The organism is Thalassospira australica, assembly GCF_000763295.1.
Classification (GTDB): Bacteria; Pseudomonadota; Alphaproteobacteria; order Rhodospirillales; family Thalassospiraceae; genus Thalassospira; species Thalassospira australica.
Genome location: NZ_JRJE01000032.1, coordinates 729,364 through 755,163 on the forward strand (window position 1 = coordinate 729,364; position 25,800 = coordinate 755,163).

Below are 25,800 nucleotides of genomic sequence, written 5' to 3' on the forward strand. Positions count from 1 at the left end.
ACGTGATTGCTGGCGTTTATTGTTGTTTGATATTCAATTTAACGGTGCCCACTGTGCCATTTTAAAGAATAACTTGAAAGTCATTTCGATTATGTTCAGCCCCTTAATAATAGAGGCGGCAGGGGCGGTATGTTAGGAGAAGGTAAGAGATTGACTGGCATGATTCCGGAATGGCACAGCGCGACCCGCGCTGTCCGGATATCAGCAAGGAGGGGCCGTCAATGCGCTAGGACGCGCTTGGCGAGACGGAGGTTTCAAGCACCGTGGATATTCTGTTTCAGGACTGGATCAACCTGATCCTGCGCTGGGCGCACTTGATTACGGGCATCGCCTGGATCGGGTCATCGTTTTATTTTGTCTGGCTGGATCTGAGCTTGCGCAAGCGCCCAGGCATGGATGAAGGCGTCTACGGCGAAGCATGGATGGTTCATGGCGGCGGGTTCTATCACGTCAATAAATGGATGGTTGCGCCCAGCTCAATGCCACCCGAACTGCACTGGTTCAAATACGAGGCGTACTTTACCTGGCTGACCGGCTTTGCGCTTTTGGTCACCATGTATTACTGGAGTGCCGAAAGTTATCTGATTGATCCAAGCGTTCTGGCGCTGACCAAGACGGATGCGATCCTGATTGGTCTTGGCAGCCTGTTTGCCGGCTGGGTCATCTATGACATCATCTGCAAAAGCCCGATTGGCAACAGCACCGGCAAGCTGGCGATAGCGCTGTTTATCCTGATCATGGCGGCAAGCTATCTGTTTACCCATGTGTTTAGCGGGCGTGGTGCGTTTATCCATGTTGGGGCGATGATCGGCACCATCATGGCCGCCAACGTATTTCGCATCATCATCCCCAATCAGAAAAAGGTCGTCGCCAGCCTGATGGCCGGTGAAACGCCTGATCCCGCATTGGGGCTGCAGGCCAAACAGCGATCAACCCATAACAACTATCTGACCCTGCCGGTGTTGCTGATGATGATCAGCAATCACTATTCGATGCTGTTTTCCCATGATCAATCCTGGCTGATTGTTGGCCTTATCCTGATCATTGGCGGATTGGTGCGCCATTTCTTTAATACCCGCAATGCCGGTGGTACGGGCAAGGCCATTGCATGGCAACTTCCCGCTGCGGCGGTGGGCATGGCGGTGCTGGCGATGTTCGCATCCTATGATCCAGACGCGGTGGAACTGGCCGAAGAAGACATCATTACATCGGACCATGCCTTGGCGATTGTGCAGACCCGTTGTTCGACCTGTCATTCGGCCAATCCAAGTGACGAGGGGTTTGATGAAGCTCCGGCAGGTGTGATGTTTGATGATCTTGCCCAGATCGAAGCCAATGCGCAGCGTGTTCTGGCGCAATCGGTGATCGGGCGGGCCATGCCGCTTGGTAATCTGACGGAAATGACCGACGAAGAACGCGCGCAGCTCGGTCAGTGGATCCGGGCAGGGATGCCGGAATAAGCCTCCATACAGCGAAATGATAAAAGGGCGGTCGCGTGATGCGGCCGCCCTTTTGCGTTGACGTACCGGACTGAAACTGGCGGGAATTGCTCTAGACGTCAGCGCGGTAGTTCATGGGAACCCAGTCATACATGGTTTCGTCTTCGCGCACGTGACCAATGCCCGGGAAGGCAATGTGGCACCCGGCCACCAGATATTTTTCCTGCACCGCCTCGGTAAAGGCAGCCTCGCGGGATTTGATGGCCTGATTGGGATCGACGTCAAAGGCAATGGCAACATCGGGTTCGTCAAACTGCACGACATCGCCATGGGTGATGTCGCCCCAATAGACAAGTTTTTCACCCTTGCTTTCAATCCAAAGCGCGCTGTGGCCCGGTGTATGGCCCGGGCGGAAGGTGGTGTTGACCATGCCCGGAATGGCCGGCGCATCCGGGGCATAGGTTTCAAGGGTGTTGCTGTCGATGTAAGGTTTGAGCGAGGCGGCCGCCTGATCAAAGAATGCCTTGGCGTCTTCTGGTGCATTGGCCTTGTTTTCGCCACTGAGCCAGAAGTCCCTGTCAGCGTCGGGGACATGCACCGTCGCGTTTCTAAAGACCTTGTTGCCGCCCAGCGTCAGGCCGCCCGTATGATCGGGGTGAATATGGGTAATTACGACATCATCAATCTGATCTGGGTGATAGCCCGATGCGATGATATTTGCAGGCAGTTTGCCAAGGGACGGGCCCATCAGATCACTCGTCCCGGCATCAAGCAGGACAAGACGATCTCCGAAATTCAGCAAATAGGCATTCACCGACAAATAGGTTGGGGTTCCCTGAAACGCATTGGCCAGTGCAAGGCGGGCCTGTTCGGGGGTGGTGTTGACATAAAGATCGGCAATCGGGAACTGGCCGGTGCCATCAGAAAGGGCGGTGACTTCAACATCACCGACCATCAGGCGGTAATAGCCCGGTGCCTGCGTGCCCGCGAATGGTGCCTTGGCCTGCGCGCCAAGGGGAACAAATACGGTGCTGCCAACGGCGCCAACCGCACCGGCGGCCAATGTGCTTTTGAGCAAATCACGACGTGATATCATTATTCTTTCCCTCAAATCATGCCGGTGGGGAACCGGCGGGTTGTAAGCTGATGAGGAAAGGCTATAGTGCGATCAGTCAGTAATCAAATCGATGCAAATCATGGATAATATTGATCATTTCAATTTACGGTCCTTTGACCTCAACCTCATGATTGCGTTTGACGCAATGATGCAAGAAATGAGCGTCACCAAAGCTGCGGAAAAATTGCGCATTGGTCAGTCAGCAATGAGCCACAATTTATCCACGCTTCGGATGTTGCTGGCCGATGAGTTGTTTGTCCGTGTTGGTCAAAAGATGCAGCCAACTGCGAAGGCCCGCGCCCTTGCCGGGCCGGTGCGCGCCGCCTTGTCGCAGGCGCAAAATGCCCTGCATGCAACCGACAGTTTTGACCCGGCCACGGCAAGCCGCGTGTTTCGCCTTGGCGTGACGGGTGAAATGGAAATGATCCTGCTGCCGGTCTTGTTAAGTCATGTGCAGAAAAATGCGCCCGGCCTGAAGTTGCTGAGCCGACAGGTTACCGCCGAAACCGTCGATGCGATGATTGCGGGTGGTGAGGTCGATTTGGCCATTGGCTGTAAAAGTCAGCTGCAATCGGGCGCATTCAGCGAAATTCTGTTTCAGTCAGAGGTTGCCTGTTGCTTTAACCCCGATCTGGTCGGGATGACCGGGCCGTTGTCGCGCAAGCAATATCTGGGATCACGTCATGCGGTGCTGTCGCAGACGGAAAATGTTGCGGGGTGTGTTGGTGTTGCCCTGCAGGCGGTCGGGATTGATCTGGACGTGGTCATGGCGGCCCCCGATTTCATGCCGCTTTTGGCTGCGGCCCGCAATACACCGGTAATTGCAACGGTACCCTGCCGGATCGCATCGCAATATGCCCCGTTGTTCGGTCTGTCATGTTGCCCGATGCCGATTGATATCGACTTTCCCCCGGTGACAATGAACTGGGCGGTGTGGTCGGACAAGGATGTCGGGCTGGTTTGGTTGCGCGAGCAAATCCGAACCGTGATCAGATTGATTGATCCGGCCCACGAGATGGAAGCGGCTGAATAGGCGGGCCTTAAACCAATAACGCCCCGCCGGAAAACCGACGGGGCGGGAAGTCAACCAGCACAAGGCAATTGTGGTGCAATAACCGCAGTGAAGGCGAACGTTCCATCCTTCACATAGGCGGCTAAAACTGTGGCGTCAATGTGATTAAAAAATGGTCAAATTTCAATCTGTGATCGAAAAATAGACACCATAAATCGCCGTCGCGCAAATATTTCCCAAAAATAGTCTGTGGAATAGTCGCTTATTGCGTGAGAATCCCTCGATTCTTGATTTTATTCTATTGCGTCGGGAATCTGGCACGGTTTTAGCTAGTGACACTGCGGTGCAATAAAAACGCAGTGGAGGCGATAAATGAATAAGAAGCTTCAAGCGCTTGTCGGCGCTGGGGCCTTGGCAGTGTCAGCGATGGCAATGTCAGCCGCACAAGCAGCAGAAACCATTAAAGTTGGTGTGCTGCACTCTCTTTCCGGAACGATGGCGATTTCTGAAACCACGCTGAAGGACACGGTCCTGATGCTGGTCGATGATCTCAACAAAAATGGCGGCCTTCTTGGCAAGGAAGTCGAAGCAGTTGTCGTTGATCCGGCATCTGATTGGCCGCTTTTCGCCGAAAAAGCACGTGAGTTGATCGAACAGGAACAGGTAGATGTTGTGTTCGGCTGCTGGACGTCGGTTTCGCGTAAATCGGTTCTGCCGGTCTTTGAAGAACTCAACAGCATGCTGTTCTATCCGGTTCAGTACGAAGGTGAGGAAAGCTCACGTAACGTATTTTATACCGGTGCAGCGCCGAACCAGCAGGCCATTCCGGCTGTTGATTACCTGATGAGCGAAGATGGCGGTTCTGCCGAGCGTATCGTTCTTCTGGGTACGGATTATGTTTACCCGCGTACGACCAACAAGATCCTGCGTTCTTACCTGAACGGCAAGGGTATCTCCGATGAAGACATCATGGAGAACTACACCCCGTTCGGTCATTCTGACTGGCAGTCGATTGTTGCTGATGTGAAAGCATTCGCATCCGCAGGCAAGAAGACCGCCGTTGTTTCGACCATTAATGGTGATGCGAACGTTCCGTTCTACAAGGAACTGGCAAACCAGGGCATCAAGGCCGAAGACATTCCGGTTGTTGCCTTCTCTGTTGGTGAAGAAGAGCTTGCTGGTATCGATACCGCGCCGCTGGTTGGTCATCTTGCTGCCTGGAACTATTTCCAGTCGGTTGAAGCTGATGCCAACACGGCCTTCATCGAAAAATGGCATGCCTTCATCGGTGATGAGTCGCGTGTAACCAACGACCCGATGGAAGCAACCTATATCGGCTTTAACATGTGGAAACAGGCTGTCGAGCAGGCTGGCACCACCGAAGTCGATGCCGTTCGTCAGGCAATGTATGGCCAGGAAGTTGCAAACCTGACCGGTGGTACGGCTGTCATGAACACCAACCACCACCTGTCCAAGCCGGTTCTGATCGGCGAAGTTCAGGATGATGGTCAGTTCGACATCGTTTGGGAAACCGATGGCACCGTCGTTGGCGATGCATGGTCGGACTTCCTGCCGGAAAGCGCAAAGCTGACCGCCGACTGGACCTATCCGTGGGTCTGCGGCAACTGTGAAAAACCGATGTACTAATTGGTTTCGGATGGGCCGGTTGTGGCAACACGACCGGCCTGTTCATTTTTAACGCAAGCAGCAACAGACTGCTGTCCGCGTTTTCTTTATCCAATTTTCCATATTGAATTCAAAGGTTTGGTGATCATGCGCAATGACATGTTTTCAGTGCTGCGCCGTTCTCCGTTCTTGGCGCAACAGTCCCGCAAGGCTTTCTTGTGTCTTGGCGCCTTTCTTGTCTGTCTGATCGTTGCTGTGTTTGCGCTGCCCGAACGCGCAATGGCCTACAGCGACGAAGAATTGCGCAATGTGTCCGAACGCCTGAATGTCAAAAGTTCTACCCAAAAAATCGCAGTGATCGAAGAAATGGCCGCAGACGGGGACCCTCGTGTTGCGCCGATCCTGCGGGCGATGCTGGACGGGAACCTTTATGTGCGCGATAGCGACGAACATGTCGTCATCACCGCCAAACAGGGCAAGGTTTATTCCCATATCGACATCGTCAGCGGCGAGGTGATCGGGGAAAGCGGCTCCAAGGAAATTTCCAAGATCAAGGTCAATAACCGTTTGCGCGGAGTGTTGCGCGATGCGTTGGCGACCCTGAACCTGTTCAGCCCGGATTTGGCCGTGCGTTCGAATGCGGTCGAACAAGTCATGGATGCGCGCGATCCGGCCATGTTGCCGCTGCTGTTGCGCGCAATTGACCGTGAAGAAGATGAAACACTTTTGGCGCGCATGGAATTGGCCAAGGCCACCATGGCACTGGCCGCGGGTGAAAACACTGAAGAACGGCTTGCGGCGATTGACGTTCTTGCCAGTGAAACCACCCCGCAAATCCGCGCGGTTCTATCGCAATTTGTCGCCAGTGCCGATGCCGAAGGCTTTGAGCCCGAAGTGGTTGCAGCTGCCAAGGATGCGCTGAAATCCGTCGAAGGTCGCCTGTCGACCTGGCAGACGGTGGGCGATGTTTATCGCGGCATCAGTCTGGGGTCGGTTCTGTTACTCGCCGCTGTTGGACTTGCCATCACCTTTGGTGTGATGGGGGTGATCAATATGGCGCATGGTGAAATGATCATGATCGGTGCCTATACCACCTTTATGGTGCAGCAGGCGCTGGGATCAATTCTGCCATCAGGGTCGGCTTGGTCGCTTGCGATTTCAGTGCCAGCCGCTTTCTTGGTGGCTGGCGCGGTCGGGGTTGTGATTGAACGATCCGTGATCCGTTTCCTTTATGGTCGTCCGCTTGAAACGCTTCTTGCGACATGGGGGGTTAGCCTTGTTTTGCAGCAGGCGATCCGGACAATCTTTGGCGCAACCAACCAGCAGGTCATGGCACCCGATTTCATGAGCGGTGCTGTCGAATTTTCTACCGGTCTTGTCCTGACGTACAACCGGCTTTGGATCATTCTGTTTAGTGTGATTGTGGTGGCAGGCATTGCCGCGGTGTTGCGCTATACCGCCTTTGGTCTTCAGATGCGGGCGGTGACGCAAAACCGCCGCATGGCCGGGTCGGTTGGCATTCGTACCGGTTATGTCGATGCGCTGACCTTTGGTTTGGGATCGGGGATTGCCGGCATTGCCGGTGTGGCGCTCAGCCAGATTTCAAACGTCAGCCCGAACCTTGGTCAGACCTACATCATTGATAGCTTTATGGTCGTCGTGTTTGGCGGGGTCGGGAACCTTTGGGGGACGGTGCTTGGCGCTTTCAGTCTTGGTATTGTCAATAAGTTCCTTGAGCCGGTCGCGGGTGCCGTGCTTGCCAAAATCTTTGTTCTGATTGCCCTGATCCTGTTTATCCAGAAACGACCCAAGGGGCTGTTTGCCCTTAAGGGCCGCGCGGTGGAGGCCTGATCCATGACCGATTATCGTCAAAAATATCAAATGACGCCGGTTGTTGGCTGGTTGCTGAATGATCGTGGCGGAATGATCCTTTTGGGCATCCTGATTGCGGCGTCCATTCTGGTTCCGGCAAGTAACCTGTTGTTGCCGGAAAGCTCGGCCTTCCATGTGCCGACCTGGATGATCAGTCTGCTTGGCAAATATCTGTGCTATGCGCTTCTGGCCTTGAGTGTCGATCTGATCTGGGGGTTCTGCGGGATTTTGTCGCTGGGTCATGGGGCGTTCTTCGCGCTTGGCGGCTATGCCATGGGCATGTATCTGATGCGTCAAATCGGCGATCGCGGTGTTTATGGTGACCCGGTCCTGCCGGACTTTATGGTCTTCCTGAACTGGCAGGAGCTGCCCTGGTACTGGTATGGCTTTGACATGTTCTGGTTTGCCATCGTCATGGCGATGTTTGTGCCCGGACTTCTGGCCTTTGTGTTTGGTTTCCTCGCCTTCCGGTCGCGTGTGACGGGGGTGTATCTTTCGATCATCACGCAGGCGATGACCTATGCGCTTTTGTTGGCGTTCTTCCGCAATGATATGGGCTTTGGCGGCAATAACGGCCTGACTGATTTCAAGGACTTGCTGGGCTATTCGTTGCAATCGGATGGCACGCGTGCCGGGCTGTTTGTCGCGTCCTGTGTGTTCCTTGGGATTTGTTATGTCGTGGCGCGCGGCATCACCCAGTCGCGGCTTGGCAAGGTGCTGATTGCCATTCGTGATGCCGAAAGCCGAGTGCGTTTCACGGGCTACCGTGTTGAGTATTACAAGCTGTTTGTCTTTACCGTTTCGGCCGTGATGGCGGGCATTGCCGGTGCACTTTATGTGCCGCAGGTCGGTATCATCAATCCGGGCGAATTTGCGCCGGCCCTGTCGATTGAGATCGTCATCTGGGTCGCGGTTGGCGGGCGTGGCACGCTTTATGGCGCGGTGCTTGGGGCCTTTATCGTGAATTACGCCAAGACCTTCTTTACCGGGGCGATGCCCGACTTCTGGCTGTTCTTCCTGGGGGGATTGTTCATTGCCGTCACCCTGTTCCTGCCAAAAGGGGTGATTGGTGCCATTCCGGCATTCGGGGCGGCGGATCGACAATCCATCATCACCACATGGCGCAAGCGCCTTGCAGAACGCCGCGCAAATGAAGGAGGCAAGGCATGAACGACGCAATGACTGTTGAAATGAATGCCTCTGACGAGGAACAGGTCAAATCCGCCCGGTCGGAAACCATCCTGTATGTTGACGGGGTGTCGGTGACCTTTGACGGTTTCCGGGCGCTCAACAATCTGTCCTTTTATGTCGAGCCGGGCGAACTTCGCGCCATCATTGGCCCTAATGGGGCCGGCAAGACAACGATGATGGATATCATCACCGGCAAAACCCGGCCCGATACCGGCGATGTCCTGTTTAAAAGCGAGATTGACCTGACCAAGATGGACGAGGCCGAGATTGCCAATCTGGGCATTGGTCGCAAGTTCCAGAAGCCGACCGTGTTTGAAAGCCATACGGTGTTTGATAACCTGCTTTTGGCGGCATCTGGCGGGCGCGGCGTGTTTCAGGCGCTGTTTCATCGCCTTTCTGATGCGGAAAAGATCAAGATTGAAAAGACGCTGGTCACCATTATGCTGGAAGACAAGCGTGATGAAATGGCGGCCAATCTTTCGCACGGGCAGAAACAGTGGCTGGAAATCGGCATGCTGTTGATGCAGGAGCCCGAACTTCTTCTGGTGGATGAGCCTGTCGCCGGGATGACGGACTCTGAAACCGAAGAAACGGCGAAGCTTTTACGGTCAATTTCCAAGGAGTATTCCGTTGTCGTCGTCGAACATGACATGGAATTCGTCCGCGACCTTGATTGCAAGGTGACCGTCCTGCACGAAGGATCGGTTCTGGCCGAGGGGCGGCTTGATCACGTGCAGAAAGACCCACGGGTCATTGAAGTTTATCTGGGCCGCTAGGAGGGATATCGATCATGCTTGATGTCAGTAAAATTGATCTGTTCTATGGCGCGTCCCATGCCCTGCGTCAGGTGTCGCTGAATGCCGAAACCGGCAAGGTCACAGCGGTTCTGGGGCGTAACGGGGTTGGCAAAACATCCCTGATGCGTGCGGTTGTCGGTCAGCACCCGATTGCCGATGGCAATATCAAATGGGAAGGTAAGGATATCTCACGCGATCCGTCGTGGCGGCGTTCTGCAAATGGCATCGCGATTGTCCCGCAAGGGCGCGAGATTTTCCCGCTTCTGACCGTTAAGGAAAATCTGGAAACCGGTTTTGCCGCATTGCCGCGTGCCCTGCGTCATATCCCCGACGAGATTTTTGAACTATTTCCGGTGCTGCGCGACATGCTGGGGCGTCGCGGTGGTGATCTTTCGGGCGGGCAGCAACAGCAGTTGGCCATCGGGCGTGCGCTTGTAACCCGTCCAAGGTTGTTGGTGCTAGATGAGCCGACCGAAGGCATTCAGCCATCGATCATCAAGGACATTCAGCGCGTGATCAAACAACTGGCAGATCGCGGTGATATGGCGATCCTTCTGGTGGAGCAATATTTCGAGTTTGCCCATGAACTGGCAGACGAGATTGTCGTGCTGGAACGCGGTGAGGTGGTTTTGTCCGGCGCAAAGGACACGCTTGATCGTGAAAAAGTGCGCGCCTATCTGACTGTTTGATCAGCATTTGCCAAAAATTTGCGCAAATTTTGCGATCTGAGGCAGGCCATCTGGCCCTGAAATCCGTGCATTGGCCGGGATTTTGGGGTTGGCCCGCATCTTGCTGTTATGGCCCGTGGATTTGCCGGAAAACGGTATCCGGTCCAGAAAAGACCGATTTAATCAGGTGGCCTTGTGCAGCTTCGCAAACTTGAAACTCCGGTCTCCGCGTCAGAAGCCGTGGAGACAGAAATGACCAAAACCGCCCAGCGCATCATCACCGATGGCCGGGCTGAGGTCACGTTTCGTTCGGGCACCGGCCCCGCCCATCAGGGCGGGCATGCAGCACTAGATCATCTTTATTACCGCGATCCGATGAAGATCCTGTTCCCGCGTCCGATGGCCGGGGATCTGACCACGGCTGTTCTGGTGACGACATCGGGCGGGATGGTTGGCGGCGATAAATTGGCCTTTGCCGGAAAGGTCGAAGCCGGTGCATCCGCCCTGTTTACCGCCCAAGCGGCCGAAAAGATTTACCGGTCAGTCGGACCCGATTGTGACATGGCGGTCGATCTGGATGTCGCCGATGGGGGCTGGCTGGAATGGTTGCCCCATGAAACCATCCTGTTTGATCAGGCGCGGCTCAAACGCAAAACCACAGTAAGCGCGACGGGAACCGGCATGGTTCTGGCCGGTGAGATGATGGTGTTTGGGCGTTTGGCCCGCGGAGAAGTATTCACAACCGGCCTTGCCCGCGATGCATGGGATGTGTCGATTGACGGACGGCCGATCTGGCGCGATGCGCTGCATCTTGAAGGCGACGTTTTGCGCATGCTTGATCACGCAGCGGCCTTTGACGGGGCACGCGCCAATGCGACCGCCATTTTGGTCGGACAGGGCGCAGAGGATCATCTTGATCAGGCGCGCGATTGTCTGGATCACGCGGTGGACGGTTTGGCAGACAAGGACGTTCTGTGTGCCGCGACCGCGATGAAGGGAATTGTGATTGCGCGTTTCATGGCGCGTGATCCGATGAAATTGCGCCGGGTGTACGGCGCGTGGTGGAAAAAATTCCGCCATCAAACACGGGGGCTTCCCGAACGCTTGCCGCGTTTGTGGGAGATTTAAACGATGGATCCAAGGAGTAGGCAGGCATGAATCTGACGCCACGCGAAAAAGACAAATTGCTGGTTTCGGTTGCCGCCATGGTGGCGCGCAACCGCCTTGAGCGGGGGGTGAAACTCAACCACCCCGAAGCCATCGCGATCATTACCGACTATGTCGTTGAAGGTGCGCGCGACGGGCGGTCCGTTGCCGATCTGATGCGCGACGGGGCGACCGTGATCAAGCGCGATCAGGTGATGGATGGCATTGCCGAAATGATCCACGAAATTCAGGTCGAAGCAACCTTCCCCGACGGGACGAAGCTTGTGACCGTTCATGAACCCATTCGCTAAGGAGACAGGCCATGATTCCAGGTGAAATCATTACCAAGGAAGGCAGCCTCATCCTTAATGAGGGGCGCGAAACCAAAACCATCACCGTTGCCAATACCGGGGATCGTCCGGTGCAGGTGGGGTCGCATTATCATTTCTATGAAACAAATCCGGGGCTTGATTTTGACCGCGAAGCCGCACGGGGTTTCCGGCTTGATATCCCGGCGGGTACTGCGGTGCGGTTCGAACCGGGTCAGTCGCGCGAGGTCAATCTGGTCAAATATGCCGGAACCGGCACGGTTTATGGTTTCAATGCCAAAATCAACGGCAAGCTTTAAGCGGGGGGATGGAATAAATGGCTTATGAAATTGATCGTCCGTCCTATGCGGCAATGTTTGGCCCGACCGTCGGCGACAAGGTCCGTCTGGCCGATACCGACCTGATCATCGAGGTCGAGAAAGACTTCACCACCCTTGGCGAGGAAGTCAAATTTGGCGGTGGCAAGGTGATCCGTGATGGCATGGGCCAGTCACAGGCAACGCGTGCCAATGGTGCGGTTGATACCGTGATCACCAATGCGCTGATCCTTGATTACACCGGCATCATCAAGGCCGATATCGGCATTCGTGATGGCCGGATTGCCGCCGTTGGCAAGGCCGGGAACCCCGATGTGCAGCCCGGTGTTGATATCATTATCGGTCCGGGGACCGAGGTGATCGCCGGGGAAGGCAACATCATCACTGCGGGCGGCATTGATGCCCATATTCACTGGATTTGTCCGCAGCAGGTTGAAGATGCACTTTATTCGGGTGTGACCAGTATGCTGGGCGGCGGGACCGGCCCGGCAGCGGGCACGAACGCCACCACCTGTACGCCTGGGCCCTGGCATATTGCCCGGATGCTGCAGGCCGCAGACGGCATTCCGATGAATATCGGTTTCTTTGGCAAGGGCAACGCGACCCTGCCCGGGTCGCTTGAAGAACAGGTCAAGGCGGGTGCCTGTGGGCTTAAGCTTCATGAAGACTGGGGTACGACGCCAGCAGCGATTGATACCTGCCTGTCGGTGGCTGATGACCTTGATGTGCAGGTCATGATCCATACCGATACGCTCAATGAAAGCGGTTTTGTCGAGCATACCCGCGCATCGTTCAAGGGCCGTACCATTCACACCTTCCACACCGAGGGGGCCGGTGGCGGCCACGCGCCAGATATCATCAAGCTGTGTGGTGAGGCCAATGTCCTGCCAAGTTCGACCAATCCGACCCGTCCGTTTACGGTCAATACGATTGACGAGCATCTGGACATGTTGATGGTCTGCCATCACCTTGATCCGAAAATTCCCGAAGACGTCGCCTTTGCCGAAAGCCGTATCCGCCGCGAAACCATCGCGGCTGAGGATATCCTGCATGACCTTGGTGCATTTTCGATCATCTCGTCAGACAGTCAGGCCATGGGCCGTGTCGGTGAGGTCATCACCCGCACCTGGCAGACGGCAGACAAGATGAAAAAGCAGCGCGGGGCGCTGCCCGAGGATGCGGGGGCGGACAACGATAACTTCCGCGCCAAACGTTATGTCGCGAAATACACCATTAACCCGGCGATTGCGCAGGGGATTGGCGCGCATGTTGGCTCCATCGAAGTGGGCAAAATCGCCGATTTGGTGGTTTGGAAACCGATGTTCTTTGGCACCAAGCCGGACCTGGTGATCAAGGCCGGCATGATTGTTGCCGCTGCAATGGGCGATCCGAACGCATCGATCCCAACGCCGCAGCCGGTGCATTATCGCCCGATGTTTGGCGCATATGGCAACGCGATTGCGAAATCGAGCTTCTCGTTCGTGTCACAAGCCGGCATTGATGCGGGAATTGCCAATGAATTTGGCCTCGCCAAGGATCTTCTGGCCGTGTCGAACACGCGCAATATCGGCAAGAAGGACATGAAGCTAAATGATGCGTTGCCGGTGATGGAAGTTGATCCGGAAACCTATCAGGTGACGGCAGATGGCGAACTTCTGACCTGTCAGCCGGTTGATGTTGTGCCGATGGCGCAACGTTACTTCCTGTTCTGATCGGATCAAAACCATCATGCGTCATGCCATTGAACATATCGCGGTTGATCTTGCCGACACTTCTGAGGTGCGCGGCACGGTAACCCTTGCCTTTTCTGACCGGCATCGCCGCCGTTTTCGTCTGCATGATGATGCGGGGGAGCCGTTCCTGCTTGATCTGCCCCATGCAGTGCGGTTGGCGGATGGCGATCGGTTACGCCTGCGTGATGGCGGGGTGATTGTGGTGCGTGCGGCCGACGAACCGGTTCTGACCATCACCGCAGCCGGGCCAATCGCGACCGCGAAACTGGCCTGGCATATCGGCAACCGCCATACCCCGGTTCAGGTCCTTGATGACGGGCGGTTGCGCATCATCGATGACCATGTGATGCGCGATATGATCACCGGGCTTGGCGGTGTGGTGGAAAATGAAATTGCGCCGTTTGATCCGCTAAACGGGGCCTATCACGGCCTTGGCGGGGCACATGGTCACAGCCACGGGAATGATCATTTCGATCATGGGGGTCATAGCGAACATTACGAACGTCATGATCACGAGACTGCGCATGCCCATGCCCATGCCCATGCGGCGGGGAAACCCCATGACCACTAATGCCGATGACCTTCAGCTTAACCCTGCGGGCCTGATGCGGTTGATGACCTGGCTCAGTCCGTCATTCCCGGTGGGCGCCTATACCTATTCGCATGGCGTGGAATATGCGGTTGAGGATGGCCGGGTGGGATCAGCAGAGACCCTGATCAACTGGGTTGAAGGGGTTTTGGAATTTGGTGCCGGGCGGATTGATGCGGTGCTGTTTTGCGCAGCATGGCGGGCGGCACTGGCCGGTGATGAAGATGCCCTGTTTGACATCGGGGTTGAGGCCGACTGTTGGCGCGGGACATCTGAAATGGCGCTGGAGGCAACCGCACAGGGCCGCGCATTTGTGTCGACCACCGGAAAAGTCTGGGGCGATGGCATTGTAACCCGCTGGGCCGGGGCCATGCGTTCGGATGATCGGTTGCCGTCCTATCCGGTGGCGGTTGGCATTGCCGCAGCCGAGGCAAAAGTACCCCTGCGCGATGCCTTAACAGCGTATCTTCATGCGATGGCGGCAAATCTTGTGTCCAGTGCCGTGCGTTTGGTGCCACTGGGCCAGACCGATGGTGTCCGGTCGCTGTCATCACTTGATCGGGGTGTTTGCATTGCGGTGGATCACGCCATGAAAACCGATCTTGCCGACCTTGGTGCTGCGGCCCCGATGGTCGATTGGACATCGATGAAACATGAAACCCAATATACGAGGCTATTTAGATCATGAGCTCTCCCCTTCGTATCGGCATTGGTGGCCCGGTCGGGTCCGGTAAAACAGCCCTTCTGGAGCGTCTGTGCAAGGCGATGCGCGATGATTTCAACATCGCAGCCATCACCAATGACATCTACACCCGCGAGGATGCCGAATTCATGACCCGTTCGGGCGCACTGGCGGCTGACCGCATTGCCGGTGTTGAAACCGGTGGCTGCCCGCATACGGCCATTCGCGAAGATGCATCGATCAATCTTGCCGCAGTCGAAGACATGGCCGAAAAACATGCGGGGCTTGAGGCGATCTTTATTGAATCGGGTGGCGATAACCTTTCGGCGACTTTTTCACCGGAACTGGCCGATATCACGATTTACGTCATTGACGTTTCCGCCGGCGATAAAATCCCGCGTAAAGGCGGACCGGGCATTACGCGGTCTGACTTGCTTGTGATCAACAAGACCGATCTGGCGCCGCTGGTGGGGGCTGATCTGGGCGTGATGGACCGCGATGCCAAGAAAATGCGTCGGGATCGTCCGTTCCTGTTTACCAATCTCAAGGCGATGGACGGCCTTGATGACGTCAAAAACTTCATCATCGAGACAGGGGGGCTCCGCCAATCCGCAGCATCCTGATATGGGGATAAAAGGAAAGCTGCACGGGCTTTGCCAGCGACATGAGTAGCGGCATTGACCCAAGGATGACGGGAGCACGCATCGCCCGGCCGAATGGCCGGGCGTTTGTGTTTTTGGAGCAGAAATATAAAGTGCAACTTTTTAGTTGCATAATGAAATATCTTCTGGCAGATTAAGCGCAACCAGGAGGTTGCATTATGTCAAATACAATTGAGAAGTCGATTGAAATCAAAGCGTCCCGTTCACGTGTCTGGCAGGCCCTGACAGACCATCAGGAGTTTGGCACATGGTTCGGGATTGATATCAAGGCCCCGTTTGCCGTTGGCGAGGTATCCAGGGGCATGATGACCATCGAAGGTTTCACCCATGTGCCGTGGAACTCCACAATCAAGGCCATGGAGGAGCCAGCTTACTTTGCCTATACATGGCATCCCTATGCTGTGGACCCCGAAGTCGATTACAGTGGGGAACCCGAAACCCTTGTCGAATTCTGGCTGGAAGAAACGTCCGGTACGACATCGGTAAAGGTGCGGGAAACCGGATTTGATAATCTACCACCCCATCGCATTGCTGATGCGCTGCGGGCCAATACAAACGGCTGGGGCTTCCAGCTTGAAAACATCAAGAAACATGTCGAAAACTGAAAACATTCCGGATATTGGCAAACATGGCGATGATTTCTCTGCCATGTTTGCCGCCTTGGGCGATCCCACCCGTCTGGCGATCTTTGATCGGCTGGCCGATGGTCGGCCGCGGTCGATTTCCACCCTGTCCGATGATGCAGACATGACCCGTCAGGCCGTGACCAAGCATTTGCGTGTGCTGGAGGCCGCAGGCCTCGTGCAAAACCATCGGGTCGGGCGCGAAAGCCAATATGCCTTTTGCCCCGATCAGTTGGCACAGGCACGCGCCTATCTTGATCAGGTCGCGGGACGTTGGGAATCTGCCCTGATGCGGCTTAAGTCCTTTGTCGAAGATGACGAGGAGTAAGATGTTGAAACTCCTCGCATATTAGTAAGGCTGCCGCATTTGATGTCGTCAAAGCCATGTCATTTTGCTTGGCGTTGATGACATTTGCGGTTATCCCATATCGCGTTGAGCCGGTCGGGCGGACCGGTTAACGAAAGGCAAGTCCTGCGCAAGGGGTTGATTGCGGGCCTGCCTTATAACGGGAATGGGAAACCGTTACATGAAGACCAAAGATATTGTCTATATCGCCCTGTTCGCGGCCTTGACCGCCGTTCTGGGCTTGTTTCCGCCAATCACACTTCCGGTAACCGGTGTGCCGGTGACGGCACAATCGCTTGGCCCGATGCTGGCCGGGGCCATTTTAGGGGCGCGACGCGGCGGGCTTTCGATTGTTCTGTTCCTTGTGCTGGTTGCTGTTGGCTTGCCGCTTTTGTCCGGCGGGCGCGGTGGCTTTGGCGTGATGATCGGTGTGACCGGCGGGTTTATTTTTGGCTGGGCCATTTCGGCCTTTGTCATTGGGCTTTTGATTGAAAAGTTCTGGAACCGGCTTAACGTCATCAATGCTGCGCTTTCCATTGCGTTTGGCGGAATTGTCGTGCTCTATGCCATTGGCAATGCCTGGGTCGCGGTCGTGGCCGAAATCAGCTATTGGCAGGCAACTGTCGGTGCAGCACCCTTCCTGATCGGTGATGCGATCAAGGTTGCGATTGCGACTGCTGTGTGCCTTGCGGTTCGGCGCGCCTACCCCTTGATTTCCAAGGCGGGCTAACGTCTTATGGGCGCAAGCGCTCAAGTGCTTGCGCCCGTTTTATGCCCAAATGCCGCGCTTAATCCTGATCCCGCGATAGAACCCCGGACAAACACCCCATGATCCGCATTGAAAATGTTTCGGTCGAATTTGATCAGCGACGCGCGCTGTCAGACATTGACCTGACGCTGAGCGAAAAGCGGATCGGGATTGTCGGGGCCAACGGATCGGGCAAAAGCACGTTCGTGCGGTTGCTTAACGGGCTTCAAGCCGCGACATCGGGCCGGGTTCTTGTCGATGATTTGGACGCGGCAAAGGATGGTCGGAAACTTCGGCGGCATGTCGGGTTCGTGTTTCAAAATCCCGATAACCAGATTGTTTATCCGGTGGTCGAGGAAGACATCGCCTTTGGCCTGAAAGCCCTGAAGCTGCCAAAGGATGAGGCCACCCGCCGAATTGACGAGATTTTGGCGCGTTATGATCTGAGCGATTTTAAAACCCACCCAAGCCATTTGCTGAGCGGTGGGCAAAAGCAGTTGCTTGCGATTTCGGGCGTGTTGGTGATGGCGCCGCGCTATATCGTATTTGACGAGCCAACCACGCTTCTGGATTTGCGCAATCGCAACCGTGTGGCGCGTGCCATTGCCGAATTGGATCAAACCGTGATCACGGTATCGCATGATCTTGATCTGATTGCCGATTACGACCGCATACTGGCGTTTGAGGACGGCAAGGTCGTGCTGGATGGTGAGCCAAGTGACGTACTTCCGAAATATCGGGAGATGATGGCGTGATCGCGGGCCTTTATATTGATGGCACATCCGCCCTGCATCGCGCAGCAGCCGGGGCAAAGATCCTTGCCATGATCGCCCTTGGGACCGGGGTTTTCCTGATCCCCGATTGGCCGGTGGTGGCATTCGTTCTGGCGACGGTTGTGCTGCTGTATCCGGTATCGGGATTTGGCCCACGCATCATCTGGGCACAGATCAAACCGATCCTGTGGTTGCTGGTGATCTTTTTTGCCGTTCAGATGTGGCTGAATGACTGGCAGGCGGCGGTGTTGGTCGTCACCCGGATTGCGGCGATTGTGATGTTTGCATCGCTTGTGACCCTGACCACCAAAACATCCGATCTTCTGGCCGCGCTTGAACGCGCCATGCTGCCCCTGCGCCCGATTGGCGTGAACCCTGAAAAGGTCAGTCTGGCGATTTCCATGGTGCTGCGCTTTATCCCGGTGATTGCCACCGTGGCATCGGAAATTCGTGATGCCCAACGCGCACGCGGCCTTGATCGATCCATTGTCGCGATGGTGGTGCCGCTGATCATCCGCACGCTTAAAATGGCGGATGATGTCGCCGATGCGATTGATGCGCGTAGTTTTGATTAGCCCCGAACGCCAATGAGCTTTCAAAAGAAAAGCCCCGGCACGCCTAAGGGGGGGGAGGTGGCGGCGCGCCGGGGAAGTCGAAGATCGTGGTGCAATCAACTACAGGCCAAGATGTTTGGCATGGAAGCGGATATGATCTTCGATGAAGGTTGAGATGAAGTAGTAGCTATGGTCATAGCCATCCTGCATCCGCAAAGTCAGTGGATAACCCGATGTCTTGGCCGCAGCTTCAAGCACTTCGGGTTTAAGTTGTTCGGCCAAAAAGCCATCAGCCGCACCCTGGTCGACCAGTGCCGGGGTTTGAACATCAGCCGATGTTGCGGCCTTCATCAATTCCGAACTGTCCCAGTCTTTCCAGGCTGATTTGTCATCACCCAGATAATTCCCCAGTGCCTTTTGGCCCCATGGGCAATTGACCGGGTTGGTGATCGGTGAAAAGGCGGTCACAGATTTAAACGTACCGGGATTGCGCAGTGCAATCATCAGTGCGCCGTGCCCCCCCATCGAATGACCGGAAATCACCGCGTCACCATTGACCGGGAAGTGATCCTTGATCAGGTCGGGCAGTTCCTTGGTCACGTAATCATACATGCGATAATTGCGTGCCCACGGTTCTTGGGTGGCGTTGACGTAAAAGCCCGCCCCCTTGCCGAAATCATAGGCTTCGTTTTCGTCATCGGGCACATGGTCGCCGCGCGGGCTGGTGTCCGGGGCAACGATGGCAATGCCCAGTTCGGCGGCAATGCGAAACGCACCGGCCTTCTGCATGAAGTTTTCATCGGTGCATGTCAGCCCCGACAGCCAGTACATGACCGGGACCTTGGTGCCGTTGCCAGCTTGCGGTGGCAAAAAGATCGCAAAGCGCATATCGCAGCCCAGCACCGCAGACGGGTGGGTATATTGCTTTTGCCAGCCACCAAAAACCTTGTTGCTTGAAGAATTCTCGATACCCATATCGGGGCCTCCTTCTGATCGGCCACTGCCAGAGTATTTCCGGCAGTGGCGCAATTATTCAAACGTTTATATTTCGATCAGTAATGGATAACCGAACGGATGCTTTCGCCTTCATGCATCAGATCGAAAGCTTCGTTGATGTCTTCGAGCTTCATGGTATGGGTGATGAAGTCGGAAAGCTTGAACTCACCGGCAAGGTAACGTTCAACATAATCGGGCAGCTGCGAGCGGCCTTTGACGCCACCAAACGCCGTACCACGCCAGACGCGACCGGTGACCAGTTGGAACGGACGGGTGGAGATTTCCTGACCGGCACCGGCAACACCGATGATGACCGACTCCCCCCAACCCTTGTGGCAGCATTCAAGGGCCGAACGCATGACATTGACATTGCCGATGCATTCAAATGACCAGTCAACACCGCCGTCAGTCAGTTCTACAATGACTTCCTGAATTGGCTTGTCATGGTCTTTGGGGTTGATGCAATCGGTTGCGCCAAGTTGTTTGGCAAGGTCGAATTTCTTTTCATTGAGATCAATGGCAACGATGCGACCGGCCCCGGCCATCTGCGCGCCGATGATCGCCGAAAGACCGATACCGCCCAGACCAAAGACGGCCACGGAGTCACCCTTTTGCACCTTGGCCGCGTTGACCGTGGCCCCCATGCCGGTGGTGACCCCGCAACCAAGCAGGCAAACTTCTTCGAGCGGGGCGGATTTATTGATTTTCGCCAGCGAGATTTCCGGCAGTACCGTGTATTCCGAAAATGTCGAGCAACCCATGTAATGATAGATCGGCTTGCCATTCTGCGAGAAACGCGTGGTGCCGTCTGGCATCAGACCCTTGCCCTGGGTTTCGCGGATTTTCTGGCACAGGTTGGTTTTGCCTGATTTGCAGAATTTGCACTCGCCACATTCCGGGGTGTAAAGCGGAATCACGTGATCGCCAACGGCAACACTGGTGACACCTTCACCGATGGATTCAACAATGCCGCCGCCTTCATGGCCAAGGATGGCAGGGAAGATGCCCTCGGGATCATCACCCGACAGGGTAAAGGCATCGGTGTGGCAAACACCGGTGGCAACGATTTTAACACGGACTTCACCGGCCTTTGGCAGGGCGACCTGAACTTCTTCGATCGACAGCGGTTTGCCCGCTTCCCAGGCAATGGCAGCTTTGCAGGTAATGGTGGTTTCGGCGCTCATGACGCTACTCCGGCTGAAAATGATATCTGCACACAGTCTATTTATTTCCATCGAAATGATAATCGGCTAATTTGGTAAATAACTTTTACCAGTGCGTAACAATCAAGACGGGGCCAGGCGATGAATGCGTGGGACGGGATCAGCGAATTTATCGCCGTATCAGAACGCCAAAGCTTTACAGCGGCGGCCAGGCAGCTTGGCATTTCGGTGGCCCAGGTCAGCCGACAGGTGACTGCACTTGAAGAAAAACTGGGCGTACAGTTGTTTTACCGGACCACGCGCAAAGTCAGCGTGACCGAAGCCGGGCAGATTTATTATCAGCATTGCCGACAGTTGCTTGATGGGGTGGGCGAGGCAGAGCGCGCCATTGGCAATCTGACCGAAGTGCCACGCGGTAAACTGAAACTGACCGCGCCAACCACTTACGGCGAAACCGTGATTGCACCGCTGGTCAATGATTTCGTGACCCGCTATCCCGATCTGGAAGTGCAATGCCATTTTACCAACCAGAAGCTTGATCTGGTGCTTGAAGGCTATGATATGGCGATCCGTTTGGGCCGGTTGGAGGGCACAACCGGCAGCCTGATGACCCAGCAGCTTTCAACCCGACGTCTTTATGCCTGTGCGGCACCAAGCTACATCGCCAAACGCGGGGAACCCTATTCACTTTCGGAACTGTCACATCATAATTGTCTGGTCGGCACACTTGATTACTGGCGCTTTGAAGAAGATGGCCGCGAACGCACCGTGCGCATTCATGGCTCCATCCACGCCAATAGCGGACAGGCGCTTCTCGATGCGGCCCGCAAGGGCATCGGCATCGTGCAACTGCCCGACTATTACGTCGACCCCTGGATCGCCAGTGGCGACCTCGTCCCGGTGCTCGCCAAATACCAACCATCAGATGAAGGCATCTGGGCGATCTACCCGACCAATCGGCATCTGAGCCCCAAGATCCGGATGCTGATCGAGCATTTGGGGCGGTATTTGGGCTAGGGTACAATTGATCAAAATTAACCAAATACGATAGTATTTTGTGTTGTATTTATCCCAAAAGGTGCAATTCTTGGCGCGGGACCGGTTGAATCTCGCGTTCTGTGGAAGCTGTGTCAGGGGGGATTTCCATGTTAAATCGTCGTTGTGTTGTCGTTTCGGGAATATTGTTTTCTCTTTTTGCCATGACGGGGTGCCAGACATGGCAAACGGTGTACGAAGACGATTACAGTTACCCGGCCACAAAACCTTTTAATGCAAAGTTCAATACCTGGTTCTGGCGTGAGGATGCGACAGGAACCCATGTTTTCAATTACATCGATACGTCCGGAAATGCGGGCCCTGACAAGAAAGGGTGTTTTTCTGATGCGCCTTGCGTAAAGCTAACGGCGCCCGTGTACGTGCAATCCGGTAATGCAAAACCGCCCTATATCAATGCGGAGATGTATAACAATTCATGTGCGCGGCAAGGGTTGGGTCATCCCGACAAGCAGCCTTATGATCGATTGCTTGATCCAGTAAATCCACTTTTGCAGTCGATAACGCTGATTCAGCCAACTGAAATGCATGCCAATATCAAGAAATACTGTGATCTGCCCTATCCCTACCGTCCGGTTGACGGTGTCGCGAAACAGGGACCATTTGCCGTGGACTCTTGGAACACAACAACAACAACCAATATCGCGCACAACTATCTGGCATTGATTGCAGATAAAGAGGCGGCGTGGAAATGGTATCGCGACATCGGCTTCAACAACATTTATCTGGCGGATGATGCAGTCTCAAGCCGGATTGTTGCAAATGTTCGTGCAGATGGCACGGGTGGTGGCAGTAGAGGGTGGGGCTATTGGAATACCACAATGAATCCGCTGGTGATGCAGTTCGCATGGTTTATGGAGATCACCACAGAGAAAAACCCGCCCAGCTCCGGATTTGATAACAACATTTGGATGATGACTGTGCGCGGCGGTTCGAGTTTGGATTTTTGCCTGACGCCACTTAATCCTGAAAAATACAGCATCTACGACTGGCATCAGTACAGTATCGAATGGACAAGCAAGTCTGTGCAGTATTTTGTCGATGATGTGCTGGTCGCCGATCACCGTAAATACATCCCCGATATCGGGCTCGCGTTTCATAATTGGGTGGATAATCGCAACTATGGAAAATATGGACCGCCAAACTACCCGTTGAAAACACCCAAGACCAATCTGATCAATCAGTTCACCGTCTATGAGCAGAGGCCAGCCGGCCAACAAAACTTATTGCCGGCAACAGTCAACGGGACCACATGCGGTAGTGTTCCCTTTGATAAAGACATCAAGGAAATCGAAAAGCTTATTAAAAAAATCACAGAAGCCTATGACTAGACGGGCTCTTAGCGCGACCTGAATAACTGGTCTTTCTCAATCACAAATGCTGATGAAGTGCGTCATAAAAGGCCGCAAAATTTTTCAGGATTTGATGAGGTGTGAAATGTCGGAATGCAGGGATTCTCTTGGTGATCTTTGGGAAGTCTATGAAGCGAAGGATGGCTGGCGGTGGCGGCGCACGGCAAAGAATGGCGAGATTGTCGGTGCATCCACGCAAGGCTATTCGAAAAAGTCCGATTGCATCGCCAACGCAAAACGCCCGGCGTGTGATTGCGATCTGAGCTAGGTCGAGGTCATCTGGTGCAAATAAAAAGCCCCGCGGTCTATGCCAGCGGGGCTTTGTCGTTTCGGGATGCGTTTGCGTTACTGCGCTGTCCAGCCGCCATCAACCGAAAGATGCGTGCCGGTCATTTGCGATGCGGCGTCCGAGCACAGGTAAAGTGCTGTCTGGCCGATCTGTTCGGGGGTGACGAACTGTTTGGATGGGTGTTTGTCCGATACCAGATTGGTGGCGGCTTCCTCAACCGAAATATTGCCTTCCTTGGCCTTGGCCTCGATCTGGCGTTCGACCAGTTCGGTGCGCACCCAGCCCGGGCAGATGGCATTTGCCGTGATGCCGGTTTCGGCGGTTTCAAGGGCGGTGACCTTGGTCAGCCCGATTACGCCGTGCTTGGCCGCGACATAGGCGGCCTTCTGGACCGAGGCGACAAGGCCGTGGGCAGAGGCGGTATTGATGATGCGGCCCCAGTTTTGCTTGCGCATATAAGGCACAGCAAGGCGGGTGGTGTGGAAGACGGAACTCAGGTTGATTGCGATTACCGCGTCCCATTTTTCCGGTGGGAAGTCTTCGACATTGGCGGTGTGTTGAATGCCGGCATTGTTGATCAGGATGTCAACGCCGCCAAATTTGGCCTCGGCGTCTTTCATCATCGTTTCGATCTGATCGGGTTTGGACAGGTCGGCACCGTTATAATGGGCGGTCACCCCATATTCGGTTTCAAGGCCCTTGCGGGTGGCCTCGATTTCGTCGGCGTCGCCAAAGCCATTGAGCATCACATCAGCACCGGCGCCTGCAAGGGCCTTTGCCATGGCAAGGCCGATCCCGCTGGTCGAGCCGGTGACGAGTGCGCGTTTACCTGTCAGCATTTGTCTTCTCCCTGTGAAATGGGCTTTCTGCCCCTTGATTTAGGAAGATCATGCCGCAGTGCAACCAAACTGGCAAGAAATCAGCGGCGGTAAGGTGCGTTTTCAGTCCGGAATGCCGTATTTGCGCAGTTTGTTGGCGATTGATGTGTGCGAAACCCCAAGACGTTCAGCCAGTTTGCGCGAGCTTGGATAATCGGGATAGAGGCGCACCAGCATTTCACGTTCCAGAAGGTCCATTCCGGCATTGAAGTCGGGTTGCGACAGCGCACTTGCGATCAGGTCGGGCTGATGTGTTTGTGCGGGGCTGGTTTGCGGTTGCCCAAGGGGATCGGTGTCTTGTGTGTCGGGTATGGATGCGGTGCCTGTGGCCGCATCGGTCAGTTCACGGGCACCCAGCACATCGCCGTCCAGAAGGGCGACGGCGCGAAACAGGGTGTTTTCAAGTTCGCGCACATTGCCCGGCCAGGTATGGCTGCGCAGCCAGGACAAGCCATCCTTGGCAAGGCGGGGCGTGGAACGTTCGGTTTGCTGAGCGGTGCGGTCGATGAAGAAGGCGGCAAGGGCTGCGATGTCCTCGATCCGGTCGCGGAGCGGCGGCAGGGTGATGCCAAGGACGTTGAGCCGGAAATAAAGATCTTCGCGGAATGTGCCGTCATGGGACATGGCTTCAAGGTCGCGGTTGGTCGCACTTATGATCCGGACATCAACGGCAATTTCATCTGTGCCGCCAACGCGCCGGAATCGGCCATCCTGCAAAACGCGCAACAGTTTTGCTTGCAGGTACGGGGTCAGTTCGCCGATTTCATCCAGGAATAATGTGCCGCCATCGGCCAGTTCAAGCAGTCCGGGCTTTCCGCCCCGTCGTGCGCTGGTGAATGCGCCTGCGGCATAGCCAAACAGCTCGCTTTCGGCCAGACCTTCGGGCATGGCGGCACAGTTAAGCGCCAGAAACGGTTGATCAATGCGGGAACTTGCCCGGTGGCAAGCGCGTGCAAACAGTTCCTTGCCCGTGCCGGTTTCCCCCAAAATCAAAAGCGGGGCATCAATACCCGCCAGTCGTTCGGCCTGGGATTTGATGCGCGTCATGGCCCGGCTGTCGCCGATGATGTCGTCAAAGCCGGTATGGCTGCGGTCTTGCAAGGCGGTAATGACGCGGCCCAGGCGTGCTGCACGGTGAAATAACATGACCCCGCCCCAGGGGGCGTCTTCGGTTACATCCGATCCGTCATCGACATGCCCAATCGGTTCAACCAGCAGCATATAGGTTTGTCCGCCCAAGGTGACTTCGCGCTCCGGTAGGCGAAAGCCGCTTTGGCGTAAATCTTCAATTGTTGGTTCGTTTAGTATGCTGGAAATATCCTGATCACGAAGGTTTGTATTCGAGGTGCCTGCGATCGTCTGTGCGGCCGGGTTGGCCTGTGCAATCAGACCGTTTGCGTCAACGGCAATCACCGGATCGCCAAGGGCGGCCAGCGTTGCGTGAAGCTGGGCGCGGCGACGCTCGGTCGGCAGGCGGTCGATCTTGGTGATGTCGGAAATGCCGGGAATTTGTTTGAGCGCGTGGGCCAGAAGCGGAAAGCGTTCCGGGCGGATGGCCGGAATATCGGCGTAGATGTGATGGGTGGTGACCTCAAACGCACGAATGTCCAGGCCCTGATCGGTCAGGACATTGACCACATCGCGCGTAATGCCGAGCCTGTTTTCGCCCCTGATTTCAAACTGCATGGGTGTACCGATTGTTTTACATTGTAATAAAAAGTGTACGGCCTTAAGCCCATGAAATCCAGTGAATTTGCCGGATTATATCGTGCGAGCTTGAGAGGTGTAAGGATAAGTTTACATTCAAAATTCATAGCAAAGTGCTAAGTAGTTGAAAATAGGGCG

General features: G+C 55.2%; 27 protein-coding genes. 22 read left to right on the forward strand and 5 right to left on the reverse strand.

Translation table 11 applies throughout. The features are described 5' to 3' along the window. Window positions 1-263: 263 nt before the first annotated feature. A complete protein-coding gene (locus tag JF44_RS0119540) occupies window positions 264-1,460 on the forward strand; it encodes a urate hydroxylase PuuD (protein WP_033070543.1) in 1,197 nt (398 codons plus the stop codon). A gap of 91 nt (window positions 1,461-1,551) precedes the next feature. Here the strand turns inward: JF44_RS0119540 and JF44_RS0119545 are convergent, their stop codons facing one another. Then, on the reverse strand, window positions 1,552-2,535 hold the full coding sequence (locus JF44_RS0119545; RefSeq protein ID WP_033070544.1) for an MBL fold metallo-hydrolase: 984 nt from the start codon (window positions 2,533-2,535) through the stop codon (window positions 1,552-1,554). Window positions 2,536-2,683: 148 nt separating this feature from the next. Here JF44_RS0119545 and JF44_RS0119550 point away from each other — a divergent pair, with 148 nt between their 5' ends. From JF44_RS0119550 to JF44_RS0119635, 18 genes are all read left to right on the forward strand, one after another. Next, on the forward strand, window positions 2,684-3,589 hold the full coding sequence (locus tag JF44_RS0119550; RefSeq protein ID WP_272945647.1) for a LysR family transcriptional regulator: 906 nt from the start codon (window positions 2,684-2,686) through the stop codon (window positions 3,587-3,589). A 351-nt stretch (window positions 3,590-3,940) separates the two neighbouring features. Then, window positions 3,941-5,215: an urea ABC transporter substrate-binding protein gene (gene urtA / locus JF44_RS0119555; RefSeq protein ID WP_033070545.1), complete on the forward strand. Its 1,275-nt coding sequence runs from the start codon at window positions 3,941-3,943 to the stop codon at window positions 5,213-5,215. Window positions 5,216-5,341: 126 nt separating this feature from the next. Then, window positions 5,342-7,045: an urea ABC transporter permease subunit UrtB gene (gene urtB, locus JF44_RS0119560; protein ID WP_081944524.1), complete on the forward strand. Its 1,704-nt coding sequence runs from the start codon at window positions 5,342-5,344 to the stop codon at window positions 7,043-7,045. A 3-nt stretch (window positions 7,046-7,048) separates the two neighbouring features. Further along, window positions 7,049-8,236 (forward strand): urea ABC transporter permease subunit UrtC, encoded by a 1,188-nt coding sequence (urtC, locus tag JF44_RS0119565; protein WP_033070546.1) that lies wholly within the window; start codon window positions 7,049-7,051, stop codon window positions 8,234-8,236. 20 nt (window positions 8,237-8,256) lie between these two features. Continuing rightward, the gene (gene urtD, locus JF44_RS0119570; RefSeq protein ID WP_033070748.1) at window positions 8,257-9,033 is read left to right on the forward strand and encodes an urea ABC transporter ATP-binding protein UrtD; all 777 of its coding nucleotides are present in this window, start codon (window positions 8,257-8,259) and stop codon (window positions 9,031-9,033) included. 14 nt (window positions 9,034-9,047) lie between these two features. Next, the gene (urtE, locus tag JF44_RS0119575; protein WP_033070547.1) at window positions 9,048-9,743 is read left to right on the forward strand and encodes an urea ABC transporter ATP-binding subunit UrtE; all 696 of its coding nucleotides are present in this window, start codon (window positions 9,048-9,050) and stop codon (window positions 9,741-9,743) included. Window positions 9,744-9,974: 231 nt separating this feature from the next. Continuing rightward, window positions 9,975-10,850: an urease accessory protein UreD gene (locus JF44_RS0119580; RefSeq protein ID WP_238318519.1), complete on the forward strand. Its 876-nt coding sequence runs from the start codon at window positions 9,975-9,977 to the stop codon at window positions 10,848-10,850. Between the two features lie 26 nt (window positions 10,851-10,876). Beyond that, the gene (locus JF44_RS0119585) at window positions 10,877-11,179 is read left to right on the forward strand and encodes an urease subunit gamma (RefSeq protein ID WP_033070549.1); all 303 of its coding nucleotides are present in this window, start codon (window positions 10,877-10,879) and stop codon (window positions 11,177-11,179) included. An 11-nt stretch (window positions 11,180-11,190) separates the two neighbouring features. Next, window positions 11,191-11,496: an urease subunit beta gene (locus JF44_RS0119590; RefSeq protein ID WP_008888419.1), complete on the forward strand. Its 306-nt coding sequence runs from the start codon at window positions 11,191-11,193 to the stop codon at window positions 11,494-11,496. A 17-nt stretch (window positions 11,497-11,513) separates the two neighbouring features. Next, window positions 11,514-13,226, forward strand: coding sequence for an urease subunit alpha (gene ureC, locus JF44_RS0119595; RefSeq protein WP_033070550.1), 1,713 nt, complete (start codon window positions 11,514-11,516; stop codon window positions 13,224-13,226). 16 nt (window positions 13,227-13,242) lie between these two features. Next, window positions 13,243-13,818, forward strand: a complete 576-nt coding sequence (locus JF44_RS0119600; protein WP_033070551.1) for an urease accessory protein UreE — start codon at window positions 13,243-13,245, stop codon at window positions 13,816-13,818. Next, window positions 13,808-14,524, forward strand: coding sequence for an urease accessory protein UreF (locus tag JF44_RS0119605; protein ID WP_033070552.1), 717 nt, complete (start codon window positions 13,808-13,810; stop codon window positions 14,522-14,524). Before JF44_RS0119600 ends, JF44_RS0119605 begins: the two co-directional genes overlap by 11 nt. Further along, window positions 14,521-15,141 carry an urease accessory protein UreG gene (gene ureG, locus JF44_RS0119610; protein WP_033070553.1) on the forward strand — a complete coding sequence of 207 codons (621 nt, stop codon included), beginning with the start codon at window positions 14,521-14,523 and terminating at the stop codon, window positions 15,139-15,141. The genes JF44_RS0119605 and ureG overlap by 4 nt, the downstream gene beginning before the upstream one ends. 197 nt (window positions 15,142-15,338) lie before the next feature. Beyond that, complete coding sequence (locus JF44_RS0119615; protein ID WP_033070554.1) at window positions 15,339-15,785, forward strand: SRPBCC family protein; 447 nt, start codon at window positions 15,339-15,341, stop codon at window positions 15,783-15,785. Next, window positions 15,772-16,131 (forward strand): ArsR/SmtB family transcription factor, encoded by a 360-nt coding sequence (locus JF44_RS0119620; RefSeq protein WP_052066061.1) that lies wholly within the window; start codon window positions 15,772-15,774, stop codon window positions 16,129-16,131. The genes JF44_RS0119615 and JF44_RS0119620 overlap by 14 nt, the downstream gene beginning before the upstream one ends. Before the next feature lie 199 nt (window positions 16,132-16,330). Beyond that, window positions 16,331-16,879, forward strand: coding sequence for a biotin transporter BioY (locus JF44_RS0119625; RefSeq protein ID WP_033070555.1), 549 nt, complete (start codon window positions 16,331-16,333; stop codon window positions 16,877-16,879). A gap of 98 nt (window positions 16,880-16,977) precedes the next feature. Then, window positions 16,978-17,652 (forward strand): energy-coupling factor ABC transporter ATP-binding protein, encoded by a 675-nt coding sequence (locus JF44_RS0119630; RefSeq protein ID WP_033070556.1) that lies wholly within the window; start codon window positions 16,978-16,980, stop codon window positions 17,650-17,652. After that, the gene (locus JF44_RS0119635) at window positions 17,649-18,245 is read left to right on the forward strand and encodes an energy-coupling factor transporter transmembrane component T family protein (protein ID WP_033070557.1); all 597 of its coding nucleotides are present in this window, start codon (window positions 17,649-17,651) and stop codon (window positions 18,243-18,245) included. Before JF44_RS0119630 ends, JF44_RS0119635 begins: the two co-directional genes overlap by 4 nt. A 99-nt stretch (window positions 18,246-18,344) precedes the next feature. Here the strand turns inward: JF44_RS0119635 and fghA are convergent, their stop codons facing one another. Both fghA and JF44_RS0119645 read right to left on the reverse strand, forming a co-directional pair. Continuing rightward, a complete protein-coding gene (fghA, locus tag JF44_RS0119640; protein WP_033070558.1) occupies window positions 18,345-19,199 on the reverse strand; it encodes an S-formylglutathione hydrolase in 855 nt (284 codons plus the stop codon). 77 nt (window positions 19,200-19,276) lie between these two features. Then, window positions 19,277-20,404 (reverse strand): S-(hydroxymethyl)glutathione dehydrogenase/class III alcohol dehydrogenase, encoded by a 1,128-nt coding sequence (locus tag JF44_RS0119645; RefSeq protein WP_033070559.1) that lies wholly within the window; start codon window positions 20,402-20,404, stop codon window positions 19,277-19,279. 120 nt (window positions 20,405-20,524) lie between these two features. Between JF44_RS0119645 and JF44_RS0119650 the strand changes: the two genes are divergently transcribed. From JF44_RS0119650 to JF44_RS0119660, 3 genes are all read left to right on the forward strand, one after another. Next, the gene (locus JF44_RS0119650; RefSeq protein WP_033070560.1) at window positions 20,525-21,400 is read left to right on the forward strand and encodes a LysR substrate-binding domain-containing protein; all 876 of its coding nucleotides are present in this window, start codon (window positions 20,525-20,527) and stop codon (window positions 21,398-21,400) included. Window positions 21,401-21,528: 128 nt separating this feature from the next. Continuing rightward, complete coding sequence (locus JF44_RS0119655; RefSeq protein ID WP_156111728.1) at window positions 21,529-22,767, forward strand: family 16 glycosylhydrolase; 1,239 nt, start codon at window positions 21,529-21,531, stop codon at window positions 22,765-22,767. Window positions 22,768-22,873: 106 nt separating this feature from the next. Next, window positions 22,874-23,056: a YegP family protein gene (locus JF44_RS0119660; protein WP_033070750.1), complete on the forward strand. Its 183-nt coding sequence runs from the start codon at window positions 22,874-22,876 to the stop codon at window positions 23,054-23,056. A 77-nt stretch (window positions 23,057-23,133) separates the two neighbouring features. On the opposite strand, the gene JF44_RS0119665 is transcribed toward JF44_RS0119660, so the two are convergent. Together JF44_RS0119665 and JF44_RS0119670 are read right to left on the reverse strand one after the other, a co-directional pair. Further along, window positions 23,134-23,916 carry a 3-hydroxybutyrate dehydrogenase gene (locus JF44_RS0119665; protein ID WP_033070562.1) on the reverse strand — a complete coding sequence of 261 codons (783 nt, stop codon included), beginning with the start codon at window positions 23,914-23,916 and terminating at the stop codon, window positions 23,134-23,136. 102 nt (window positions 23,917-24,018) lie between these two features. After that, complete coding sequence (locus JF44_RS0119670; protein ID WP_033070563.1) at window positions 24,019-25,641, reverse strand: sigma 54-interacting transcriptional regulator; 1,623 nt, start codon at window positions 25,639-25,641, stop codon at window positions 24,019-24,021. Between the last annotated feature and the right edge of the window lie 159 nt (window positions 25,642-25,800).

Excerpts from the sequence above, each read along its gene's own strand:
- JF44_RS0119545 (WP_033070544.1), bottom strand. The coding sequence starts at position 2,535 with ATGATATCACGTCGTGATTTGCTCAAAAGCACATTGGCCGCCGGTGCG.
- JF44_RS0119550 (WP_272945647.1), top strand. The coding sequence starts at position 2,684 with ATGATTGCGTTTGACGCAATGATGCAAGAAATGAGCGTCACCAAAGCT.
- urtA (WP_033070545.1), top strand. The coding sequence starts at position 3,941 with ATGAATAAGAAGCTTCAAGCGCTTGTCGGCGCTGGGGCCTTGGCAGTG.
- urtB (WP_081944524.1), top strand. The coding sequence starts at position 5,342 with ATGCGCAATGACATGTTTTCAGTGCTGCGCCGTTCTCCGTTCTTGGCG.
- urtC (WP_033070546.1), top strand. The coding sequence starts at position 7,049 with ATGACCGATTATCGTCAAAAATATCAAATGACGCCGGTTGTTGGCTGG.
- urtD (WP_033070748.1), top strand. The coding sequence starts at position 8,257 with ATGAATGCCTCTGACGAGGAACAGGTCAAATCCGCCCGGTCGGAAACC.
- urtE (WP_033070547.1), top strand. The coding sequence starts at position 9,048 with ATGCTTGATGTCAGTAAAATTGATCTGTTCTATGGCGCGTCCCATGCC.
- JF44_RS0119580 (WP_238318519.1), top strand. The coding sequence starts at position 9,975 with ATGACCAAAACCGCCCAGCGCATCATCACCGATGGCCGGGCTGAGGTC.
- JF44_RS0119585 (WP_033070549.1), top strand. The coding sequence starts at position 10,877 with ATGAATCTGACGCCACGCGAAAAAGACAAATTGCTGGTTTCGGTTGCC.
- JF44_RS0119590 (WP_008888419.1), top strand. The coding sequence starts at position 11,191 with ATGATTCCAGGTGAAATCATTACCAAGGAAGGCAGCCTCATCCTTAAT.
- ureC (WP_033070550.1), top strand. The coding sequence starts at position 11,514 with ATGGCTTATGAAATTGATCGTCCGTCCTATGCGGCAATGTTTGGCCCG.
- JF44_RS0119600 (WP_033070551.1), top strand. The coding sequence starts at position 13,243 with ATGCGTCATGCCATTGAACATATCGCGGTTGATCTTGCCGACACTTCT.
- JF44_RS0119605 (WP_033070552.1), top strand. The coding sequence starts at position 13,808 with ATGACCACTAATGCCGATGACCTTCAGCTTAACCCTGCGGGCCTGATG.
- ureG (WP_033070553.1), top strand. The coding sequence starts at position 14,521 with ATGAGCTCTCCCCTTCGTATCGGCATTGGTGGCCCGGTCGGGTCCGGT.
- JF44_RS0119615 (WP_033070554.1), top strand. The coding sequence starts at position 15,339 with ATGTCAAATACAATTGAGAAGTCGATTGAAATCAAAGCGTCCCGTTCA.
- JF44_RS0119620 (WP_052066061.1), top strand. The coding sequence starts at position 15,772 with ATGTCGAAAACTGAAAACATTCCGGATATTGGCAAACATGGCGATGAT.
- JF44_RS0119625 (WP_033070555.1), top strand. The coding sequence starts at position 16,331 with ATGAAGACCAAAGATATTGTCTATATCGCCCTGTTCGCGGCCTTGACC.
- JF44_RS0119630 (WP_033070556.1), top strand. The coding sequence starts at position 16,978 with ATGATCCGCATTGAAAATGTTTCGGTCGAATTTGATCAGCGACGCGCG.
- fghA (WP_033070558.1), bottom strand. The coding sequence starts at position 19,199 with ATGGGTATCGAGAATTCTTCAAGCAACAAGGTTTTTGGTGGCTGGCAA.
- JF44_RS0119645 (WP_033070559.1), bottom strand. The coding sequence starts at position 20,404 with ATGAGCGCCGAAACCACCATTACCTGCAAAGCTGCCATTGCCTGGGAA.
- JF44_RS0119650 (WP_033070560.1), top strand. The coding sequence starts at position 20,525 with ATGAATGCGTGGGACGGGATCAGCGAATTTATCGCCGTATCAGAACGC.
- JF44_RS0119655 (WP_156111728.1), top strand. The coding sequence starts at position 21,529 with ATGTTAAATCGTCGTTGTGTTGTCGTTTCGGGAATATTGTTTTCTCTT.
- JF44_RS0119660 (WP_033070750.1), top strand. The coding sequence starts at position 22,874 with ATGTCGGAATGCAGGGATTCTCTTGGTGATCTTTGGGAAGTCTATGAA.
- JF44_RS0119665 (WP_033070562.1), bottom strand. The coding sequence starts at position 23,916 with ATGCTGACAGGTAAACGCGCACTCGTCACCGGCTCGACCAGCGGGATC.
- JF44_RS0119670 (WP_033070563.1), bottom strand. The coding sequence starts at position 25,641 with ATGCAGTTTGAAATCAGGGGCGAAAACAGGCTCGGCATTACGCGCGAT.